We start from the raw sequence: 17,846 nt of genomic DNA on the forward strand, positions 1-17,846 counted from the left end.
AGCGCGCGAATCAAGGCGACAATGGGAAACGTTTCCAGTTTCTTCGACACATTCCATTCAACCTGGTGTTCCCCCCACCATCCAGCGTGCCCACGCCCCTGCTTCCCAGCATGTCTGCACGGGTAACGACGGGATCTGCATCTGCATTGCAGAGCGCGTGGGCGAGGTAATGCCAGCGTCCACCTCCAAAGCACGTGCCGAGCGATGTCCCGATATTTCACTTTTGCTGATTACCGCCGCTTCGGCCACCGCCATGGCTTCGATTACCGCGCCGACCCGGAACACCTGCGCGACGACCAGTGGGCCGGCCATGGCGAGGTCAACGAGCAGTTCCTGCGCGGCGGCATGAGCCTGATCGCCTCCGACGTCCATAATCGCTTCCCTTATGTCGCCACCGCCCAGCAGAGTCCCGGCTTGGCCATCCGCGTGATGCTGCAGGGCCAGGTTGATGTGCGCATTCCGCGACGTGGTGGTTTCACCCTGCGTGCTGGTACGGCGATGACCGCGCACCACCGCGAACAGGTTGAGATGACGGGTGCGCATCCTGGCGAAACGCGCATGCGCGGCGTCAGCGTGATGGTGCCCGGCCAGATCGATCCGGACCTGTTCCAGCTGCCACAGTTGGAGACCGCGCTCAACACCCACCTGGAATGCCGCCACTGGGCCATTCCGCATACCCTGCTGCCGGTGCTGGGCCAGCTGTTCGAAAGCCCATGGGAGGACGGCATCGACGCGTTGTGGCGCGAAGGCGTCGCACTGCAGCTGCTGGCCGTTGGGCTGAAGGCCGAGGATCTGCAGACCGATCATGTGCGAACGCTGCGGGCTGGCCAGCGCGAGCGCCTGGAGCGCGTGCGTGCCTACCTGCATGACGATCCCAGCCACGCGCATAGTCTGATCGAACTGGCCCAGCTGGCCTGCATGAGCCCAAGTTCGCTGCGCCGTCATTTCGCCCAGCAGTACGGCTGCTCGGTGTTCGACTACCTGCACGAACAACGCATGCGCCACGCCGAGCAGGGCCTGCGCGAAGACGGCTGGACTGTCGAGCAGGCTGCGGCCGCCAGTGGTTACCGCCACCCCAGCAACTTCGCGGCTGCATTCCGCAAGCGTTTCGGACTGGTACCCAGCCGCTGGCGCACCGGGCCCTCAAAGGTCGGATAGCAGCTTCTGCTTCACGCCATCGCGGATGCCGGCCAGCGGCCGGCACGACCGCAGCCGCCTGAATCGACCTGCCATGGCTCCGCTCTGGTAGGTGTCGACCTTGGTCGATCGGCATGCCATGGCCCAGCCTTGGTAGGTGTCGACCTTGGTCGACACGCTCCTGCGCCATCGCGGATGCCGGCCAGCGGCCGGCACTACCACACCCGCCTGAATCGGCATGCCATGGCCCCGCTCTGGTGGGTGTCGACCTTGGTCGACACGCTCTTCGCATCGCGAACGCCGGCCAGCGGCCGGCACTACTGCACCCGCCTGAATCGACATGCCATGGCCCCGCCTTGGTAGGTGTCGACCTTGGTCGACACTCCCAGAAGGCGACTGCACTCCCGGCACATCTTTGCGCATGTCGCATATGCCCATTGCCGCCAAAGATGGGCCGCGCCATCGTGGTAGGGCTGACCACAGGGACTCCGCGTGGAAAACCAGGATCAACCTCGCACGCCGATCTTCATCCGAAGTATCCAAAGCCCATGGATACCCGAGGCGGGCGCGCATGCGGACGATCTGCGTACGCTGCAGGCGCATTGGGTCGAAGCTGCGATTCCCGAAGACTTCATGCGGCTCCTGCAGTGGTCAAACGGTGGGCGCTGCGTGTTCCCTCATGCTTATGTGGACCTATGGTCCATCGCCACCATCATTCAGCTCAACCGCAGCTACCAGATCCGTCGTTATCTTGGCGACTACCTGATGGGCATTGGAACGGACGGTGGATCGACGCTCATCGCGCTCGATCTCTGCCCGCTCAGTCGCGGACAGATCATCTCATTCGATCTGGGCGATCTCGACATCAGCCGGGGAAAGCCCATCGCCGAATCTATCGCCGAACTCTTTCGGAAGTTCGACAGCGGGCTGCTGACTAGCGACAACATTTATCCTTGAGCTTAGAAATGCCGGCCAGCGGCCGGCACTACCACACCCGCCTGAATCGACCTGCCATGGCTCCGCTCTGGTAGGTGTCGACCTTGGTCGACACGCTCCCGCGCCATCGCGGATGCCGGCCGGCGGCCGGCACTACCGCGTGCTGCCGGGCTATGCCCGGCGTCATCCTCTCCGCCTCAATACACCGGCAGATCGATGTAGCTCGCCTGCGCCGCGCTGTGCCAGACCCGCTGCGTGGCCTTCTGGTAATCGCTTGGCTTGGCCAGGTAGATGTTCGGCACGTAGGTCTGCGGGTTGCGGTCGTACAGCGGGAACAGGCTGGACTGCACCTGCACCATCACCCGGTGGCCCTTCTGGAACGTGTGGTTGGCATTGGGCAGGTCGAAGCGGTACGGCAGCACCTGGTTCGCCGCCAGCGGCTTCGGATCGCTGAAGCTTTCGCGGTAGCGGCCACGGAAGATCGCCAGCGACACAGGCAGCTCGTAGCCACCCATCTCCGGCGTCGACGCTTCCTGGTCCGGATACACGTCGATCAGCTTCACCACCCAGTCACTGTCGGTGCCACTGGTCGAGGCCTGCAGGTGCACCACCGGCGCGCCGCCGATGCGCAGCGGCGCGGTCAGCGGTTCGGTGATGAAGGTCAGCACGTCCGGGCGACCATCGACAAAGCGCTGGTCCTTGACCAGCCAGGTGGTCCACATATCGCGGTCACCGAAGCGGACCGGACGCGGCACGAACGGCACCGGCTTGGCCGGGTCGGACACGTACTCCTCGAAGTCCCCCTCGCCCGCCGCCGGCGCCTGGAATGCCAGCTTGCCGCCGGCCCGCAGGTACAGCGGCTTGCTGCTGGCGGCACAGCCCTTGTCGCAGCTGCGCGGCCAACCCTTCAGGCGATCCCAGTGGTTTTCGCCGGTGTTGTAGATCAGCACCGGCGGCGTGTCCGCCTTCGGCGCACCGTCCACCAGGTACTGGTCGAAGAACGGCTTGAGTACATCACGGCGGAACTGCAGCGCGGTATCGCCGTCGAACTTCAGCGCGCCCAGTTCGCTGCCGCTGTAGTTCACCTGGCTGTGCCGCCACGGCCCCATCACCAGGTAATTGCGGTTGTTGCCGCTGTCGCGCCCTTCCATTGCCTGGTAGGCGTGGTTGGCGCCCCACATGTCCTCCTGGTCCCACAGGCCCTGCAGCCACATGGTCGGCACCTTCAACGGTGTTTTCGCCATCACCGCGTCCAGCGCCTGACCCTGCCAGAAGCCGTCATAGGCCGGGTGCTCCACCAGTTTCTTCCACCAGGTCAGCTGGTCCACGCCGGTGAAACGCGCGTAGTCGCCGGCCGAACCGATACGCAGGAAGGTGCTGTAGTCATCGTAGCCGAGGCTGGGCAGCGGCGTGCCCTTGCCGCGCTTCTCGGTCTGCATCGCGAAGTAGTTGAAATTGACCTGGCGGAACGCGCCGTAGTTGAGCCAGTCGTCGCCCATCCAGCCATCCACCATCGGGCTCTGCGGCGCGGCCACCTTCAGCGCCGGGTGCGGGTCGGTCAGCGCCATCACCACGGTGAAGCCCTCGTACGACGAGCCGAGCATACCGACCTTGCCGTTGCTCTCCGGCACGTTCTTCACCAGCCAGTCGATGGTGTCCCAGGCGTCGGTGGAGTGGTCCACCTTGGTGTTGTTCAACGGTCCGCGCAGCGGCCGGGTCATCACGTAATCGCCCTCGGAGCCGTACTTGCCGCGGATGTCCTGGAATACGCGGATGTAACCGCCATCGACAAATACCTCGTCGCCCTGCGGCAGCAGGTCGCGCATGCGCGGCGAATCACTGCGGCTGGCGCGGCCGGCAGCATCGTAAGGCGTGCGGGTGAGCAGGATCGGGGCATTGCGCGCACCCTTGGGCACCACGATCACCGTATACAGCCTGGTGCCATCGCGCATCGGCACCATCACCACGCGCTTGTCGTAGTCACGACCGACATCAGGGGCAACGAAGGGCTTGCCGCTGATGTCCGGGGTCATCGGCGGGGTTTCGGCGGCCAGCACGGTGCTGGACAGGCAAAGGGCAATGGCTACAGCGACGGCACGCACACGCATGGACAACCCCTCCCGGCAGGAAAGCCTCAAGCCTACTCCTGCCTTGAGCCGTGAAGTGTGTGCAGGCTTTGCATTCTGCGGTGGATGCAGGCAGGACTGATGGCACATGTGCGACCAGCTGCTGCGCTCGTCGGCAACCGGTAGTGCCGGCCGCTGGCCGGCAACTTCATCCACCTCGGGCACGGTACGCGGTTGCCGGCCAGCGGCCGGCACTACCGATCAGGCTGCCGTTACCTCATGCAGCGCCAGCCAGCGCCAACGCCCCTCTTCCCGCCGCAGCACCGCCAGCGATTCCCGCCATACGGGCTCGCCGCCATCGATCGCATGCCCTTCGCGATAGCGCAGCACCGCCAGCGGTGATGGCGCCTCCACCGCCTGCACGGCGTCGATGGAAATCTGCAGCCCTGGACGCGCGCCATGGCCACCCGCGAACAGTGCCTGCAAGGCATTCCGATCCAGCCTGCGACCCGCGATGCCGACCATGCTGAAGTCCGCGCAGAAATGCGCCATCAGGTCCTCCAGTGCGTCGGTGCCGGCGTCGGCGCGGAACCAGGCCTGCAGCTTGTCGTGCAGGTGGTGGACTTCGTGTTCTGCGATGGTATCCATCAGGTGTCCTCCGGTTGTGAAAGGGTGAGCAACTGCGGCCGGCGCAGCAGCGCCATCGGCAGCAGGGTCAGTACGGCGGCCAGACCCAGCGCCGCGCCGGTGGCGCGGGCCGGCAGCCACTGCATGGCCAAGGCCAGCAGCAGCGCGATGGCCGCGGTGCCCAGGCAGAAGCTGAGCTGGCGATTGAGGTTCCAGAGCGCACTGGCATCGCCCAATGCTTCGCCCTCGACCCCATGGAAGGCCAGCGTCTGCGCCGTGCTGCTGCACAGGCTGCCGCCGGCGCCCATCAAGGCAAACAGCCATGCTGCAATGGCAAAGACCGGGTGTGGCAGCAGCGCCATCAACAGCAGGCCGCTGGCCTGCAGAAGCATGCCCGTACGCAGTACCGTGGCTGGTCCGAAGCGAGCCAGCAGGCGCTTGCTGGCCGTGATCGCAATGGCCGAGGCCAGCGCCCACGGCAGCATCAGCGCGCCGATGTGCGCGGCACTGTAACCGGCCTGGTGCAACTGCAGCGTGCTGACCAACTGGCTGCCGATGAATACACCGGGTACTGCCAGGTAGACCAGCATCGCCAGGCGCAGGCCGCGATGGGATAGCAATGACCAGCGCAGCAGTGGCTGCGCCTGCTGCCGTGCATGCCGCAGGTGAGCCGCTGCCAACAGCATTGCGATCAACAGCAGTACGGCACCGGCGGTCCGATGTCCGGGCTCGCCCAGCCAGGTCAACGCCAGCAGCAGCGCGCCCAGCGCCGCCATCGCGGTGGACAGCGCATAGGCCTGCAGGCGTGGCGCACTACGCGCGCCATCGGCCGGCATCCACGCCAGCACCAGTCCAATCGCCACCACGGCCAGCGGCAGGCTGGCCCAGAGCACACCGCGCCAGGACAACCACTGCACCAGCAGCCCACCGAGCGCAGGCGCCAGTGCCGGCACCAGCAGCGCCACCAGCAGGATGCGGCGGGTCAGCGCGCCACGCTGGTCAGGCGTGCACTGTCGGTACGCTGCCGCTTGTGCCACCGGAATCAGCAGGCCACCAGCCAGGCCCTGCAGCAGGCGCCAGCCCAACAGCCAGCCAATACCCGGTGCAGCCCCGGCCAACACTGCGGAGGCGGCGAACAGCAGCAACGCCACCAGCAGCAGGCGACGCTCACCGCAGCGTGCGGCCAGCCAGGGCGCCAGCGGAATCACCACGCTCAGGCCCAGCATGTAGGCGGTGCCGACCCAGGCCAGGGTACCGACGTCGGCATGCAGTTCCGCCGCCAGCGCCGGATAGGCCACCGTGGCGATGAGCATGTTGACCAGATCCAGAGCGAACACCAGCAGGAAGATGGCCTCATGGCGCAGGCGGGGGGACGGCATCGGCGACGCTCCAGCAGGGAAGCGGCCAGCATGCCGTGCGGGCCTTGTTGGAAAAACACGACAGCAACTGCAACACTGTCAAATCTGCTTTGACAATGAATTGCCATGGTCAGCCTTGATCGCTTCGATATCTTCCGTGCAGTGGTCGAGGCCGGCAGCCTGACCGCTGCCGCCGATCGCCTGGGCCTGAGCCGTGCGGTGGTCAGCTTCAACCTGAAGCGGCTGGAGCAGGAGCTGGGCGTGACCCTGCTGCTGCGCAGTACCCGCCACCTGGCCCTGACCGAGGCCGGCGAACAGTTCCTGCAGCACTGCGTGCAGGCGCTGGACGCCGCACAGGCGGCGATCGATGCCGCCCGCCGCGACCAGCATCAGCTGCAGGGCGTGCTGCGCCTGACCACCACCCCGGAGTACGCGCAGCTGCGCCTGATTCCTGCGTTGGAGGCGTTCCGTGCGCGGCATCCGGCTCTGCAGCTGCACCTGTCGACGTCACCCGCGCCGGCGGACCTGATTCCCGAACGTTTCGACCTGGCGATCCGCCTCGGCCGCCTGCCCGATTCCGGCCTGCATGCCAGTGAGCTGGAACGGCACCCACTGTGCGCGGTGGCGGCTCCGTCCCTGCTGGCACGCCTGCCCTCTGCCGATGCTGCCGATGACCCCGTGCAGCTGGGCACCCTGCCCCGCCTCGGCTACCCACGCCTGGCCGACGTGCCGGTGGTGGCACCGGATGGCAGCGACGCCCTGTTCGCCACCAACCCGGGCAACGCAGTGGTGCGCGTGGATGGTGCCAGCAGCCTGCGCGCCTTCGCCGTGGCCGGCGCCGGGGTCACCGTGCTGCCACGCTGGCTGATCGAGGACGACCTGGCCCAGGACCGGCTGCGCCCGGTGCTGCGCCAGCACCGGTTCCCGCAGCAGAGCGTGTACGCGGTCTACCCGCACAGCACGCAGCCCTCACCGAAGGTGCGGCAGCTGATTGATTTCCTGCGCGGGTGGTTTGTCACCTGAAAAAAGGGGACGGAGGGGATTAAGTCGTTTATGCATAAACGACTTAATCCCCTCCGTCCCCTTTTTTGCATGGCCCCTTGCGGGGCCATGCCTTCAAGCCTCAGCGCAGCACCTGCTCCACCAGCTGTACGTCCACCGTCTGCAGCGGTTCGGCGGCGTTGCGCGACAGCTGCACCTGGTAGGTGCCGCCATCGATCTTCCACTGGCGGGCCTGCGCATCGTAGTGAGCCAGCGTCTTCGGCTCGGCTTCGATGCGGATGCGGCGCTGTTCGCCCGGCTGCAGGGTCACCTTGTCGTAGCCGATCAGGCGGATCGGCGTGGTGCTGCCGGCCGGCAGCTTCAGGTACAGCTGGGCGACGTCGGCACCGGCGCGCTTGCCGGTGTTGCGGATGTCGACGCTGGCGACCAGGCGCGAGCCTTCCACGCTCACCTTCAGATTCTCGTAGGCGAACGAGGTGTAGGACAGGCCGTGGCCGAAGGCGAAGGTCGGGGTCAGGCCCTTGGCTGCCATCCACTTGTAGCCGACGTTGGCACCTTCGATATCGAAATCGAACACATCACCAAACGGCTTGGCCGGCTTGAAGCCGAGGCCGTCGATGTGCGGACGCGGCAGCTGCGATTCGTCCACCACCCAGGTCACCGGCAGGCGGCCGGACGGATTGACTTGGCCGGTCAGCAGCGCGGCAATGCCTTCGCCACCGCGGATGCCCGGGTACCAGGCCTGCAGCATCGCCGGCACCTGCGCCAGCCACGGCGTGCGCACCGGGCCGTTGGTTTCCAGCACCAGCACGGTCTTCGGGTTGGCCTTGGCCACCGCCGAAATCAGCGCGTCCTGATTGTCCGGCAGCTGCATGTCCGGCAGGTCCACCGATTCGGCGGCCCACTGGGTGGCGAACACGATGGCCACGTCAGCCTGCGCGGCGGCCTTGGCCGCAGCGGCGGCATTGGTCCCGTCCACATACTCGATGGTCGCGTCCGGGCGCGCCGCACGCAGCGATTCCAGCGGCGAGGACGGATGGAAGATCACCGGGCCCGGCCAGGTGATCGGCATCACGCCCGGCACCGCATTGGTGCCCTTGGCGGTGACGCCCACCATCGACGAACCACCGCCGCCGATCACGCCCTTGTCGGCATGGCCGCCGATGATGACGATGCGCTTCACGCTGTCGGCCAGCGGCAGCAGGTTGCCTTCATTGCGCAGCAGCACGCTGCCTTCTTCCACCGTGCGCTGGGCAACGGCGAAACCGGCCTCGGCGTCGACCTTCTGGTGCTGCGGCGGGTTGTCGAAATTGCCGTGCAGGAACATCGTGCGCAGGATGCGCGCCACCATGTCGTTCAGGCGTGCCTGCGGCACCACGCCGCCATGCACGGCCAGGCGCAGCGGTTCGTCGAAGAACACCGCCGCGTCAAACACTTCGCCGGCCGACTGCTGGTCCAGGCCGGCCAGCGCTGCCTTGGAACCGCTGTGCACGCCGCCCCAGTCGGACATCACGAAACCGGGGAACTTCCATTCCTGCTTCAGCACCTGGTTCATCAGGTAGCCGTTCTCGCAGCCGTAGGTACCGTTGATCTTGTTGTACGAGCACATCGCCACGCCCGGGCGGCCGGCGTCCAGCGCGATCTCGAAGGCCAGCAGGTCGGACTCGTGCATGGCCTGTTCGCCGATGCGCACGTCGTGGAAGTTGCGCCGGGTCTCCATGTCGTTCAGCGCGAAGTGCTTCATCGACGAGATCACGTGCTGGCTCTGCACGCCCTGGATCAGCGCGCCGACCATCGAACCGGCCAGCAGCGGGTCTTCACCGGCATATTCGAAGTTGCGGCCGTTGCGCGGGTCACGCTGCAGGTTGACGCTGCCCGACAGCAGGATGTTGAAGCGCTGCTGCCACGCTTCGCGGCCCATGGCTGCGCCACCGGCAAAGGCGACCGCACGGTTCCAGCTGGAGGCGGTGGACGGGCCCGACGGCATCGCCGTGGCGAAATCGCCCGGGCGGATGCCGCCTGGATTGGTCACGCCGACGCCGGCATCGGCCGACTGCTGCGACGGAATGCCCAGCCGCGCCACGCCCGGCACGAAACCGGCCGACCCGACCGCGCCTTCCGGCAGCGGGCCACCATCCTTGCCCAGCCCGAAGTAGCTGTGCAGCATCTGGAACTTCTCATCCTCGGTCATCGCCTTCAGCAGCAGCGCAGCGCGCGCATCGGCGTTGAGGGTGGTGTCCATCCACGGCCTGTCGCCGTGCTTGTCGGCGGCATAGGCCAGGGTCAGCAGCGTGGCACGCAGGGCGCTGCCTTCCACCTTGAAGGGTGCACTGCTGGCGGCCTGGAAGCCGTCGCTGAAATAGCTGGCATCGGCTTCCAGCGCCACACGTGCCGGGTCGAAGCCTGCGGCCTTGGCCGATTCACCGGCCACTGCGCCGAGCAGCACCGCCGGTGCGCCCAGCCGCGAACGCGTGACCAGCGCCGGCAGCTGCGCGGCACCTGCACCAGCATCGGTGTAGACCGCCACGGTGTGGCGACCATCGTCCAGGCGCAGGTAGTTCAGGCCCGGCTGGTCCGGGCCGGACTCAGCGGCAATCGGCAGCCGGGTCAGCACGGCCTGACCGCGCTGGGTCTGGCCATCGTCCTTGCCCGCCGCAATGAAGCGGTACTCGTAGCCCAGGCCGTCGGCCAGCACCTGCAACGGATCGACCTGGTCGATGCCGCGCTGCACCTGGCGCACGCTCACCGCGTCCACCTGCAGGGTCTTCAGCTGGGCGGCCAGGGCCGGCATGGCCTCGGCGGTCGGGGCCTGTTCCAGGGTCAGCACAGTGAACGCGGCGGGGTCGGCCCAGGCCGGGGCGGCCAGTGCGGCTGACAGGGCCAAGGACAGTGCAAGCGGCTTTGTAAACGTTTTCATCGACAGGCGTAATTCCGTTGCCAAGGCAATCGGTCCAGGGAAAGTGCCGCCGAAGGGTGCAGCGTTCATGCCGCACAGGGGTTGCCAGGCAACGTCCCGCAGGCCGAAGGACGGGCCGGTCTGCGCCTGGGACCCTCCTCCCGGCGTGACAACCTGCCTGTCCGGGCCGCGCAGGGCGACCCAATCATGTGAAGATTGTGCGAGGGCGTTCACACCTGTCAACAGGACCTAAGTCACAGGCCGACCCCAGCCACTGGTTATCAGGCCATCACCGGCGGTCATCAGCGCGCCGCGCGAGGCTGCTGATAATGGAGATCCCTGGCCACGAATCGAGCCCATGACCGTCCATCGCGACTTCGACCATCTCTGGCGCGACCGCTGTGATACCTCCAGCCAGCGCGCGCCGCGCGTGTTGATCCGGGTGTTCGTGGCCCCGGGGGAGTTGGAGCGCAGCGTGGCGTTCTACGAGCAGCTGCAGGGTGTGGTGGCCGATGCGGGGTTCCCGTTTCCGGAGGCCGGGCTGCGTCTGGCAATGGTCGGTGCGTTCCTGTTGATCGAGGGCAGCAAGGCGGCGCTGGCGCCGTTCACTTCGACCACGGGGACGCTGCTGGTCGATGACGTTCGGCCCTATCACGACAAGCTGGTGGCGGCTGGCGCTGAAATCATCTTCCCGCTGCAGGTGGTACCGACCGGGGCGGCGTTCAATGCGGTGCATCCCGATGGCACCGTGGTCGAGTACGTGCATCACCGGCCGGATCCGCAGGGGCGGTGAGGGGGCACACGGCCGGGCTGCGCCCGGCACCCGCGGTAGTGCCGGCCGCTGGCCGGCAACCTCAGAAGCAACAGCCGAAGCAACAGCGGGCTTCCTGTGGGGTGGCGGGGCGGGTCCGGTTGCGGGGGCCGCTGCAAGTACGTCCATGTAAGCTCGGTCGCCGCATCCATGCGGCTCACGCCCCCGCAACCGGACCCACCCCGCCTTGGACAATTCGCCGCAATCTGCAGTAGATCCACGCCATGCGTGGATGTTCTTCGATCAATCGTCGAATCAATCGATTTCGATGGAGATTCATCCACGCATGGCGTGGATCTACAATTCCTCCATGTCCTCTCCCGCCCTGCCCTGGAATGGCACGCTGCTGCTGGATGCTCACGTGGCCGTGCTGCAGGGCCACGCCGGTGGCAGCGATACGCACGCGCACTACGCCCATCAACTGTTGCTGAGCGAAGCCGCGCCCTGGCAGGTCGAGGTTGATGGCGTGCGGCAGCAGGGCCAACGGCTGTGGCTGCCGTCATTCCAGCCGCACGCAATCCTGTCGGCGCCGGAAGCGGGCTGTACGGTGTTCCTCGAGCCCGCACATGCCGATCCCGGGCAGATCGAGCAGCACCTGCACGCGCTGCCGGGCAACGCGCTGGCGCTGCACGACTGGCTGCCACGGCTGAGTCGCCCGCAACCGCTGGACCGCCGCGTGCAGGCCGCGCTGTCCCGTATCGCCCAGCACCTGCCCGGCCCGGTGCCGGCTGCCGATATCGCCGAGGCGGCGCATCTGTCGGCCAGCCAGCTGCATCGGCGCTTCCAGTCCGATCTGGCGGTGACCCTGCGCGGCTGGGTACTGTGGCAACGGCTGCGCCGCGCACTGATGCATCATCTGCGCGGGCACAGCCTGACCGACAGCGCGCACGCGGCCGGATTCGCTGACCTGGCCCATCTGTCACGCAGCCTGCGCCGCATGTTCGGCATCGGTGCCGCGCAACTGCAGGGCCTGCAGCTGCACGCGGTCTGACATGTTCGATCATTCGCGCCTGCGCAGACCTTCCGGCAGCTCCGGCACCTCGCCATGCGGCAGTTCACGGAACGGTGCCAGCAGCTGCCCGGGATAATCGCGCGGATAGTCCGGCTGGCTGCCGATGCCGAGGTCGCGTTGCTGCAGCCGATAGCCGGACGCATCGAAGGCGGTCCCCAGCAGGTGATCCCAGACATTCAGGAACAGGCCGAAGTTGACGTCGCCGGCGGTGCCGTAACGCATGTGGTGGAAGCGATGCAGCGGTGCCCAGGCCATCACCCGGCCCAGCACGCCGGGGCGCATGTCCACGTTGGAATGCTGCAGCAGCAGCTGGATGGCAATGGCGAAGGCCAGCACCGCAGCCACCGGCATCGGCAGGCCCAGCACCAGCAGCGGCAGCACGCCACCGACCGCTTCGGCCGCCTGGTGCAGCGGATGCTTCATCAGTCCGTTGAAACCATACATGCGGGTCACGCTGTGATGCACCGCATGCAGCCGCCACAGCCAGCCGATGCGATGGCTGGCGTAGTGCACCAGGGTTATGCCGAGATCGGCGCAGATGACGGCCAGCAGCACCTGCAGCGCGAATGGCCACTGCAGCGGCCAGGCCTGCCACGGAATGATGGCTGCCAGCAGTGGCACCGCCGCGATCGACAGCAGGTTCAGGCTCTCGTTGACCAGCGCATGCAGGGTGTCACGCAGGCTGTCGCCGTGATCGTGGTTGAACGCGGGGTCATACGGCCAAGCACGTTCGGCAGCGAACGAGACCGCGATGGCAACTGCCAGCAAGGCCAGCAGCCATAGCGGGTCGCCGTGGAGGTGGCCGACCCAGGCGACGGCGGCGGCAACGAAACCCAGCAGGAACAACGGGGCATACAGGCGGAGCATCCAGTGCTTCATGGGCAATCCGGAAAGTAAGGGGCCTGCATGCTGGCGCCGCGTATGGGGCGCCGGCTTGAACAAACGGCGCAACCCGGCGCGCTCCCCGGTGGATGACCATCGTGGACGGCACCACGTTTCCCACATCCATGCATGGCGTGGATCTACAATGGCGCCCTCATCGCGCCCGGGACCGGCATGGATTCCTTCAACCTGATGCGTGCCTTCCGCCGCATCGTCGAACGCGGCGGGCTGGCCCGCGCCGCCGAAGACCTGGGCATGTCGCCGGCCGGCCTGAGCAAGCAGCTGCGCACCCTGGAAGCGCACCTGGGCGTGGTGCTGCTGCAGCGGACCACGCGGCGCATGAGCCTGACTGAGACCGGCCACGCCTATTACCGCGAATGCTGCCGCCTGCTCGACGAGCTGGATGCATTGGAGCGTGGCATCGCCGAACAGCGTGGCGACGTGGCCGGACGCCTGCGCGTGAACGCACCGCAATCATTCGCACTGAGCACGCTGTCGCCGCTGCTGCCGCGCTTCCTGCAGCAGCACCCGCAGCTGTCGCTGGACCTGGTGATGGAAGACCGCCTGCTCGATGCGGTGGGCGAAGGTTTCGATGTGTCGCTGCGGTTGCGTGCCGAGCTGGACGACTCGCGACTGGTGGCGCGCCGCCTGGCCTCGCTGCAGCAGGTGCTGTGCGCTGCCCCGTCCTACCTGCGGCAGCATCCGGCACCGCAGGCGGTGGACGATCTGCAGACGCACAGCGTGCTGGCCTACAGCCTGTCCGACTCGCCCGGCAGCTGGCCGCTGCTCGGCCCCGACGGCCAGGTGACCATCACCCTGCCGGCGCGCGTCACCGTCAACAACAGCCTGCTGCTGCGCGACCTGCTGGTGGCCGGCATGGGCATCGGCGCCTTGCCCTCGTTCCTGGCGGCACCGGTGCTGGCCCGTGGCGAACTGCAGCAGGTGCTGCCCGACCACCGCTATCCACCACGCTTCGTGCATGCGGTCTACCCCACCTCGCGCCACCTGCAGCCCAAGGTGCGTGCCTTCATCGATTTCCTGCACGCCGAGCTGCCCGGCTGCGCCGGCCTGGATTCGTAACCGCCAGCGAAAACTGAGCTGCCCGCAGCGTGCTGTTTCGGCCACGCCGCGCTGCCTACTCTGCCGCCTCCCCTCTCACCGATGGCAGGCAGATGTCTTCCGTTCCTTCCCCCGCCACCGCCGCGCCGGTGGTCGATTTCTTCCACGACGTGGTCTGCGGCTGGTGCTTCGTGCTGGCCCCTCGCCTGCAGCAGGTCTCGGCCGAACTCGGCATCCAGGTGCGCCACCGCAGCTTCGTGCTGCAGGACTCGCGCGCGCAGATGGTCGAGGTGTTCGGCTCGATGGAGCGCGCCAAGGCGATCATCCTGCGCCACTGGACCGACTGCGCCGCGCATGAAGACACCGCGCGCATCGATATCGAAGGCATGCGCGCACAGGACTTCGAGTATCCGTCCGGCTGGCTCGGCGCACTGGCCTGCCAGGCCGCCGGCATGCTCGGTGGCAACGACGCCCATGGCGCGATGTTTGATGCCGTGCAGTGGGCGCACCTGCACCAGCACCGCAACATCGGCGACGCCGAAGTACTGCTGGATATCGCCGAAGCACTGGGCCACCCGCGTGGCGCCTTCGCTGACCACATGCGCAGCGACGCAGCAGCCCGGCGTGTGCAGGCTGACCGTGCCGAAGCCGCGACCCTCGGCATCCGCTCCATTCCCACCGTGATCGGCGGCAACGGCCTGCGCCTGCAGACCCTGCCGCTGCCGCAACTGCGCCAGGCCCTGGCGCACCTGGTCGCGGCCTGAGCCGCACCGTCCCCCACCCTGCAAGGAGATTCCCCATGACCTCACGTACCCTGGCCACCGCGCTGGCCCTGCTGCTGGCCGGCACCGCCGCTTCCACCACCGTTTCCGCGCACGAACGCGTTCCCTCCGGCCAACAGGTCGGCACCAGCCCCTGGGGGCCGAAGGACGAGATCGGCCGCCTCAACCTGATCACCGAGGCCTCGCGTGCGGCGATCCTGTCGCGGGTGAGCGGCGGCAAGGCCTATGACCTGGCCACCGAATACTACGTCGGCATGCCCAGCTGGCAGGATGCCGGCGACCCGCACTACCAGTTCTGGATGACCCACACCCCGCGCGGCACGGTGATGGATGATCCGATGGGCGTGGGCGAGACCATGAACCTCACCCGCAGCTACACCGGCACCGCATTCTCGATGTACAGCCACACCGGCACCCACATCGATGCGCTGAACCACTTCGGCATCCACGGAAAGATCTGGAACGGCTTCGAGGCCGACAAGCACCTCGGTGACCGTGGCTGGAATGTCACCGGCATCGAGAAATTCCCGCCGCTGATCGCGCGTGGCGTGCTGATCGACGTGGCCGGCGCCAAGGGCGTGGACATGCTGCCGGACAGCTACCGCGTCACCCGCCAGGACCTGAAGGATGCGCTGGCACGCCAGCAGGTGAAGCTGCAGCAGGGCGACGTGGTGCTGATCCGCACCGGCCGCATGCGCCTGTTCGAACAGCCCAAGGCCTACATGGCCAACCCGCCGGGCATGGGCCTGGACGCGGCGCGCTTCCTGGTGGAGGACAGCGGCGCGATGATCGTCGGCGCCGACAACCTCAGCTTCGAGACCTTCCCCTCGGAGGTGTCCGACGACTACGTGCCGCTGCACACCTACCTGCTGGCCCAGCAGGGCGCGCCGATCATCGAGCTGGTGGCGCTGGACGAACTGGCCCGCGACAAGGTCTACGAATTCGCCTTCATCGGCGGCCCGCTGAAGATCCGCGGCGGCGATGCCGCGCCGCTGCGCCCAGTGGCGCTGCCGGTGCGCCCGTAACCGGGACCTGTGGGTGCCGACCTTGGTCGGCACTCCTTTACCCCTTCAGCAACCTGAAACCCGACCTTCCGATTTCATTAGTAATTCTACTCACAAGGCGAGTAGCATGTCCGGTCTCAGCCCCTGATACCGGCTCGTCGATACTCGCGCCATGCCCGCCGTTTCCGCCCGTTCCTGCCGCTTCCAGCCCGCTCGGCGCCTCCCTTGGAGGACCGGCTGATGGGTGCTGTCGTCGCCCTCGACCGGCTGCTGGACGGGCGCCAGCTGTGGCGCGGCCCGGCTCGCCAGGGACCGGCCAGCGACCACCTGGCCAGCGGTCACCCGGCACTGGACGCACGCCTGCCCGGCGGTGGCTGGCCAGCCAGCGGGCTGTGCGAGGTGCTGCAGGCCGCGCCCGGCGTGGGCGAGCTGGCCCTGGTCTGGCCGGCGCTGGCGAAGCTGAGCCAGCGCGACCGCCCGATCGTGCTGGTCGCCCCGCCCTACCGCCCGCATGCCCCGGCCTGGGCTGCAGCCGGGCTGGACCTGGCCCAGCTGCAGATCATCCACGCCGCGCCGAAGCAGGCGTTGTGGGCTGCCGAACAGTGCCTGCGCTCGGCCGCCTGCGCGGCGGTACTGTGCTGGCCACACCAGGCCGACGACCGCTCACTGCGCCGCCTGCAGGTGGCTGCCGACAGCGGCCAGTGCCTGGGCTTCGTGTTCCGCGAGGCGCAAGCAGCGCGCAACCCCTCCCCGGCCAGCCTGCGCCTGCAGCTCGACCACGGCCAGGTACGGGTGCTGAAGTGCCGTGGCGGCCTGCCACCCGCACAGCCGTTGCCACTGGCCATCGCCCACTGAGGCTGCGCCATGCATTGGGCCTGCCTGTTGTTGCCGCAGCTGGCGCTGGACAGCGTACTGCGCCTGCAGCCGGACCCGCAGCGGCCACTGGTGCTGCTGCAGGGGCCGGTACAGCGCCGCGTGCTGCGTGCGGTCAGCCCGTCGGCACGCGCAGCGGGGCTGCGCCCGGGCATGCTGCTGTCGGCTGCGCAGGTGCTGGTGCAGGACATGCACCTGCACGACTACGACCCGAACGCCGAACAGCACACCCGGCAACTGCTGGCCAGCTGGGCCTACGCCTACAGCTCGCAGGTCAGCCTCGATTTTCCGCACGCGCTGGTCATGGAGATCGGAGCCAGTCGCGCCCTGTTCGGTGACTGGCTGACGATCGAAAAGCGCCTGCGCAACGAACTGCATGAACTCGGGTTCCGCCACCGCCTGGTGGCCGCGCCCACGGCGCATGCCGCGCGCGTGCTGGCCAACGTCCACGATGGCCTCGGCATCGATGCGCAGCAGCTGCCGGCGGCGCTGGCGCAGCTGCCGTTGCCGCGCTGCGGCCTGCCCAGCGAGGCAGTGACCGTGCTCGGCCGCTCCGGGCTGCGCACGCTGGGTGCGGTGCTCGAACTCCCTCGCGACAGCCTGGCCCGGCGCTTCTCACCCGAGGTGCTGCAGCAGCTGGATGCGCTGCGCGGCCTGCCCACCGCGCCACTGCGTTACTACCAGCCACCGGACCGTTTCGATGCGCGCATCGAATTCGAATACGAGATCGAATCCAGCCAGGCCCTGCTGTTCCCGCTGCGCCGCCTGCTGCTGGACCTGGCGGCCTTCCTGTGCTCGCGCGATGGCGGCGTACAGCGCTTCGACCTGCACTTCGAGCATGACCTGCTGCCGGCCAGCGTGCTGACCATCGGCCTGCTGGCACCCGAGCGCGATCCCGCGCTGCTGTTCGAGATCGCGCGCAACCGCATGGAAGCCTTTGCCCTGCCCGCCGGCAGCCGTGCACTGCGCCTGCAGGCCGAGCAACTGCCACCATTCGTGCCCGCCGCGCGTGACCTGTTCGACACCCGGCCGGCACAGGCAATGCCCTGGAACCAGCTGCGCGAGCGCCTGCGCGCGCGGCTGGGCGATGACGCCGTGCAGCCGCTGGCGGTGCAGGCCGACCATCGCCCCGAACGCGCCAGTGGCAGCCAGCCTGCGGCCAAGCCTCCGTCGTACTGGCCGCTGCGCCCTGGCTGGTTGCTGGACACCCCGCAACCGCTGCGTGATCCCCGCCTGCGTATCATCGCCGGGCCGGAGCGGATCGAATCGGGCTGGTGGGACCAGGCCGATGCGCGCCGCGACTACTACGTGGTGGAAACCGCGCATGGCCAGCGCGGCTGGGCGTTCCGCACACGCAATGATCCGCATGCGCCGTGGATGCTGCACGGCTGGTTCGGCTGA

At 67.7% G+C, this 17,846-nt stretch carries 16 protein-coding genes; 10 read left to right on the top strand and 6 right to left on the bottom strand.

The window, feature by feature from the left end; translation table 11 throughout:
* Window positions 1-204 precede the first annotated feature (204 nt).
* Window positions 205-1,158, top strand: coding sequence for a helix-turn-helix transcriptional regulator (locus ACZLHH_RS13670; RefSeq protein ID WP_049398445.1), 954 nt, complete (start codon window positions 205-207; stop codon window positions 1,156-1,158).
* On the opposite strand, the gene ACZLHH_RS13675 is transcribed toward ACZLHH_RS13670, so the two are convergent.
* The gene (locus ACZLHH_RS13675) at window positions 1,144-1,314 is read right to left on the bottom strand and encodes a hypothetical protein (RefSeq protein WP_180845433.1); all 171 of its coding nucleotides are present in this window, start codon (window positions 1,312-1,314) and stop codon (window positions 1,144-1,146) included. The genes ACZLHH_RS13670 and ACZLHH_RS13675 overlap by 15 nt on opposite strands.
* A gap of 315 nt (window positions 1,315-1,629) precedes the next feature.
* Between ACZLHH_RS13675 and ACZLHH_RS13680 the strand changes: the two genes are divergently transcribed.
* Window positions 1,630-2,094, top strand: a complete 465-nt coding sequence (locus tag ACZLHH_RS13680) for an SMI1/KNR4 family protein (RefSeq protein ID WP_180845432.1) — start codon at window positions 1,630-1,632, stop codon at window positions 2,092-2,094.
* 176 nt (window positions 2,095-2,270) lie between these two features.
* Here the strand turns inward: ACZLHH_RS13680 and ACZLHH_RS13685 are convergent, their stop codons facing one another.
* From ACZLHH_RS13685 to ACZLHH_RS13695, 3 genes are all read right to left on the bottom strand, one after another.
* Window positions 2,271-4,181, bottom strand: a complete 1,911-nt coding sequence (locus tag ACZLHH_RS13685; protein ID WP_180845431.1) for a CocE/NonD family hydrolase — start codon at window positions 4,179-4,181, stop codon at window positions 2,271-2,273.
* Between the two features lie 219 nt (window positions 4,182-4,400).
* Window positions 4,401-4,787 carry a DUF4440 domain-containing protein gene (locus ACZLHH_RS13690; RefSeq protein ID WP_132810345.1) on the bottom strand — a complete coding sequence of 129 codons (387 nt, stop codon included), beginning with the start codon at window positions 4,785-4,787 and terminating at the stop codon, window positions 4,401-4,403.
* The gene (locus ACZLHH_RS13695; RefSeq protein ID WP_180845399.1) at window positions 4,787-6,145 is read right to left on the bottom strand and encodes an MFS transporter; all 1,359 of its coding nucleotides are present in this window, start codon (window positions 6,143-6,145) and stop codon (window positions 4,787-4,789) included. Before ACZLHH_RS13695 ends, ACZLHH_RS13690 begins: the two co-directional genes overlap by 1 nt.
* Before the next feature lie 105 nt (window positions 6,146-6,250).
* On the opposite strand from ACZLHH_RS13695, the gene ACZLHH_RS13700 reads away from it, so the two are divergent.
* Complete coding sequence (locus ACZLHH_RS13700) at window positions 6,251-7,147, top strand: LysR family transcriptional regulator (RefSeq protein ID WP_180845398.1); 897 nt, start codon at window positions 6,251-6,253, stop codon at window positions 7,145-7,147.
* Between the two features lie 100 nt (window positions 7,148-7,247).
* On the opposite strand, the gene ACZLHH_RS13705 is transcribed toward ACZLHH_RS13700, so the two are convergent.
* Window positions 7,248-10,043: a beta-glucosidase family protein gene (locus tag ACZLHH_RS13705; RefSeq protein WP_180845397.1), complete on the bottom strand. Its 2,796-nt coding sequence runs from the start codon at window positions 10,041-10,043 to the stop codon at window positions 7,248-7,250.
* Between the two features lie 337 nt (window positions 10,044-10,380).
* Here ACZLHH_RS13705 and ACZLHH_RS13710 point away from each other — a divergent pair, with 337 nt between their 5' ends.
* A complete protein-coding gene (locus ACZLHH_RS13710; protein WP_049422820.1) occupies window positions 10,381-10,815 on the top strand; it encodes a VOC family protein in 435 nt (144 codons plus the stop codon).
* A 304-nt stretch (window positions 10,816-11,119) separates the two neighbouring features.
* Window positions 11,120-11,824, top strand: coding sequence for an AraC family transcriptional regulator (locus ACZLHH_RS13715; RefSeq protein ID WP_180845396.1), 705 nt, complete (start codon window positions 11,120-11,122; stop codon window positions 11,822-11,824).
* A 9-nt stretch (window positions 11,825-11,833) separates the two neighbouring features.
* Here ACZLHH_RS13715 and ACZLHH_RS13720 read toward each other — a convergent pair whose 3' ends face one another.
* Window positions 11,834-12,724, bottom strand: a complete 891-nt coding sequence (locus ACZLHH_RS13720; protein WP_180845395.1) for a sterol desaturase family protein — start codon at window positions 12,722-12,724, stop codon at window positions 11,834-11,836.
* A gap of 132 nt (window positions 12,725-12,856) precedes the next feature.
* Here ACZLHH_RS13720 and ACZLHH_RS13725 point away from each other — a divergent pair, with 132 nt between their 5' ends.
* The 5 genes from ACZLHH_RS13725 (at window position 12,857) to ACZLHH_RS13745 (ending at window position 17,846) form a co-directional block, all read left to right on the top strand.
* Window positions 12,857-13,807: a LysR family transcriptional regulator gene (locus ACZLHH_RS13725; RefSeq protein WP_177179518.1), complete on the top strand. Its 951-nt coding sequence runs from the start codon at window positions 12,857-12,859 to the stop codon at window positions 13,805-13,807.
* A 92-nt stretch (window positions 13,808-13,899) separates the two neighbouring features.
* A complete protein-coding gene (locus ACZLHH_RS13730; protein ID WP_049422823.1) occupies window positions 13,900-14,550 on the top strand; it encodes a DsbA family oxidoreductase in 651 nt (216 codons plus the stop codon).
* 35 nt (window positions 14,551-14,585) lie between these two features.
* Entirely contained in the window at window positions 14,586-15,593 is a 1,008-nt protein-coding gene (locus tag ACZLHH_RS13735) for a cyclase family protein (protein ID WP_049422824.1), read from the top strand.
* 219 nt (window positions 15,594-15,812) lie between these two features.
* Window positions 15,813-16,427, top strand: coding sequence for a translesion DNA synthesis-associated protein ImuA (imuA, locus tag ACZLHH_RS13740; protein ID WP_012511391.1), 615 nt, complete (start codon window positions 15,813-15,815; stop codon window positions 16,425-16,427).
* Between the two features lie 9 nt (window positions 16,428-16,436).
* Window positions 16,437-17,846, top strand: a complete 1,410-nt coding sequence (locus tag ACZLHH_RS13745) for a Y-family DNA polymerase (RefSeq protein WP_180845394.1) — start codon at window positions 16,437-16,439, stop codon at window positions 17,844-17,846.

It is taken from the genome of Stenotrophomonas sp. 28608_Sma (assembly GCF_056486185.1).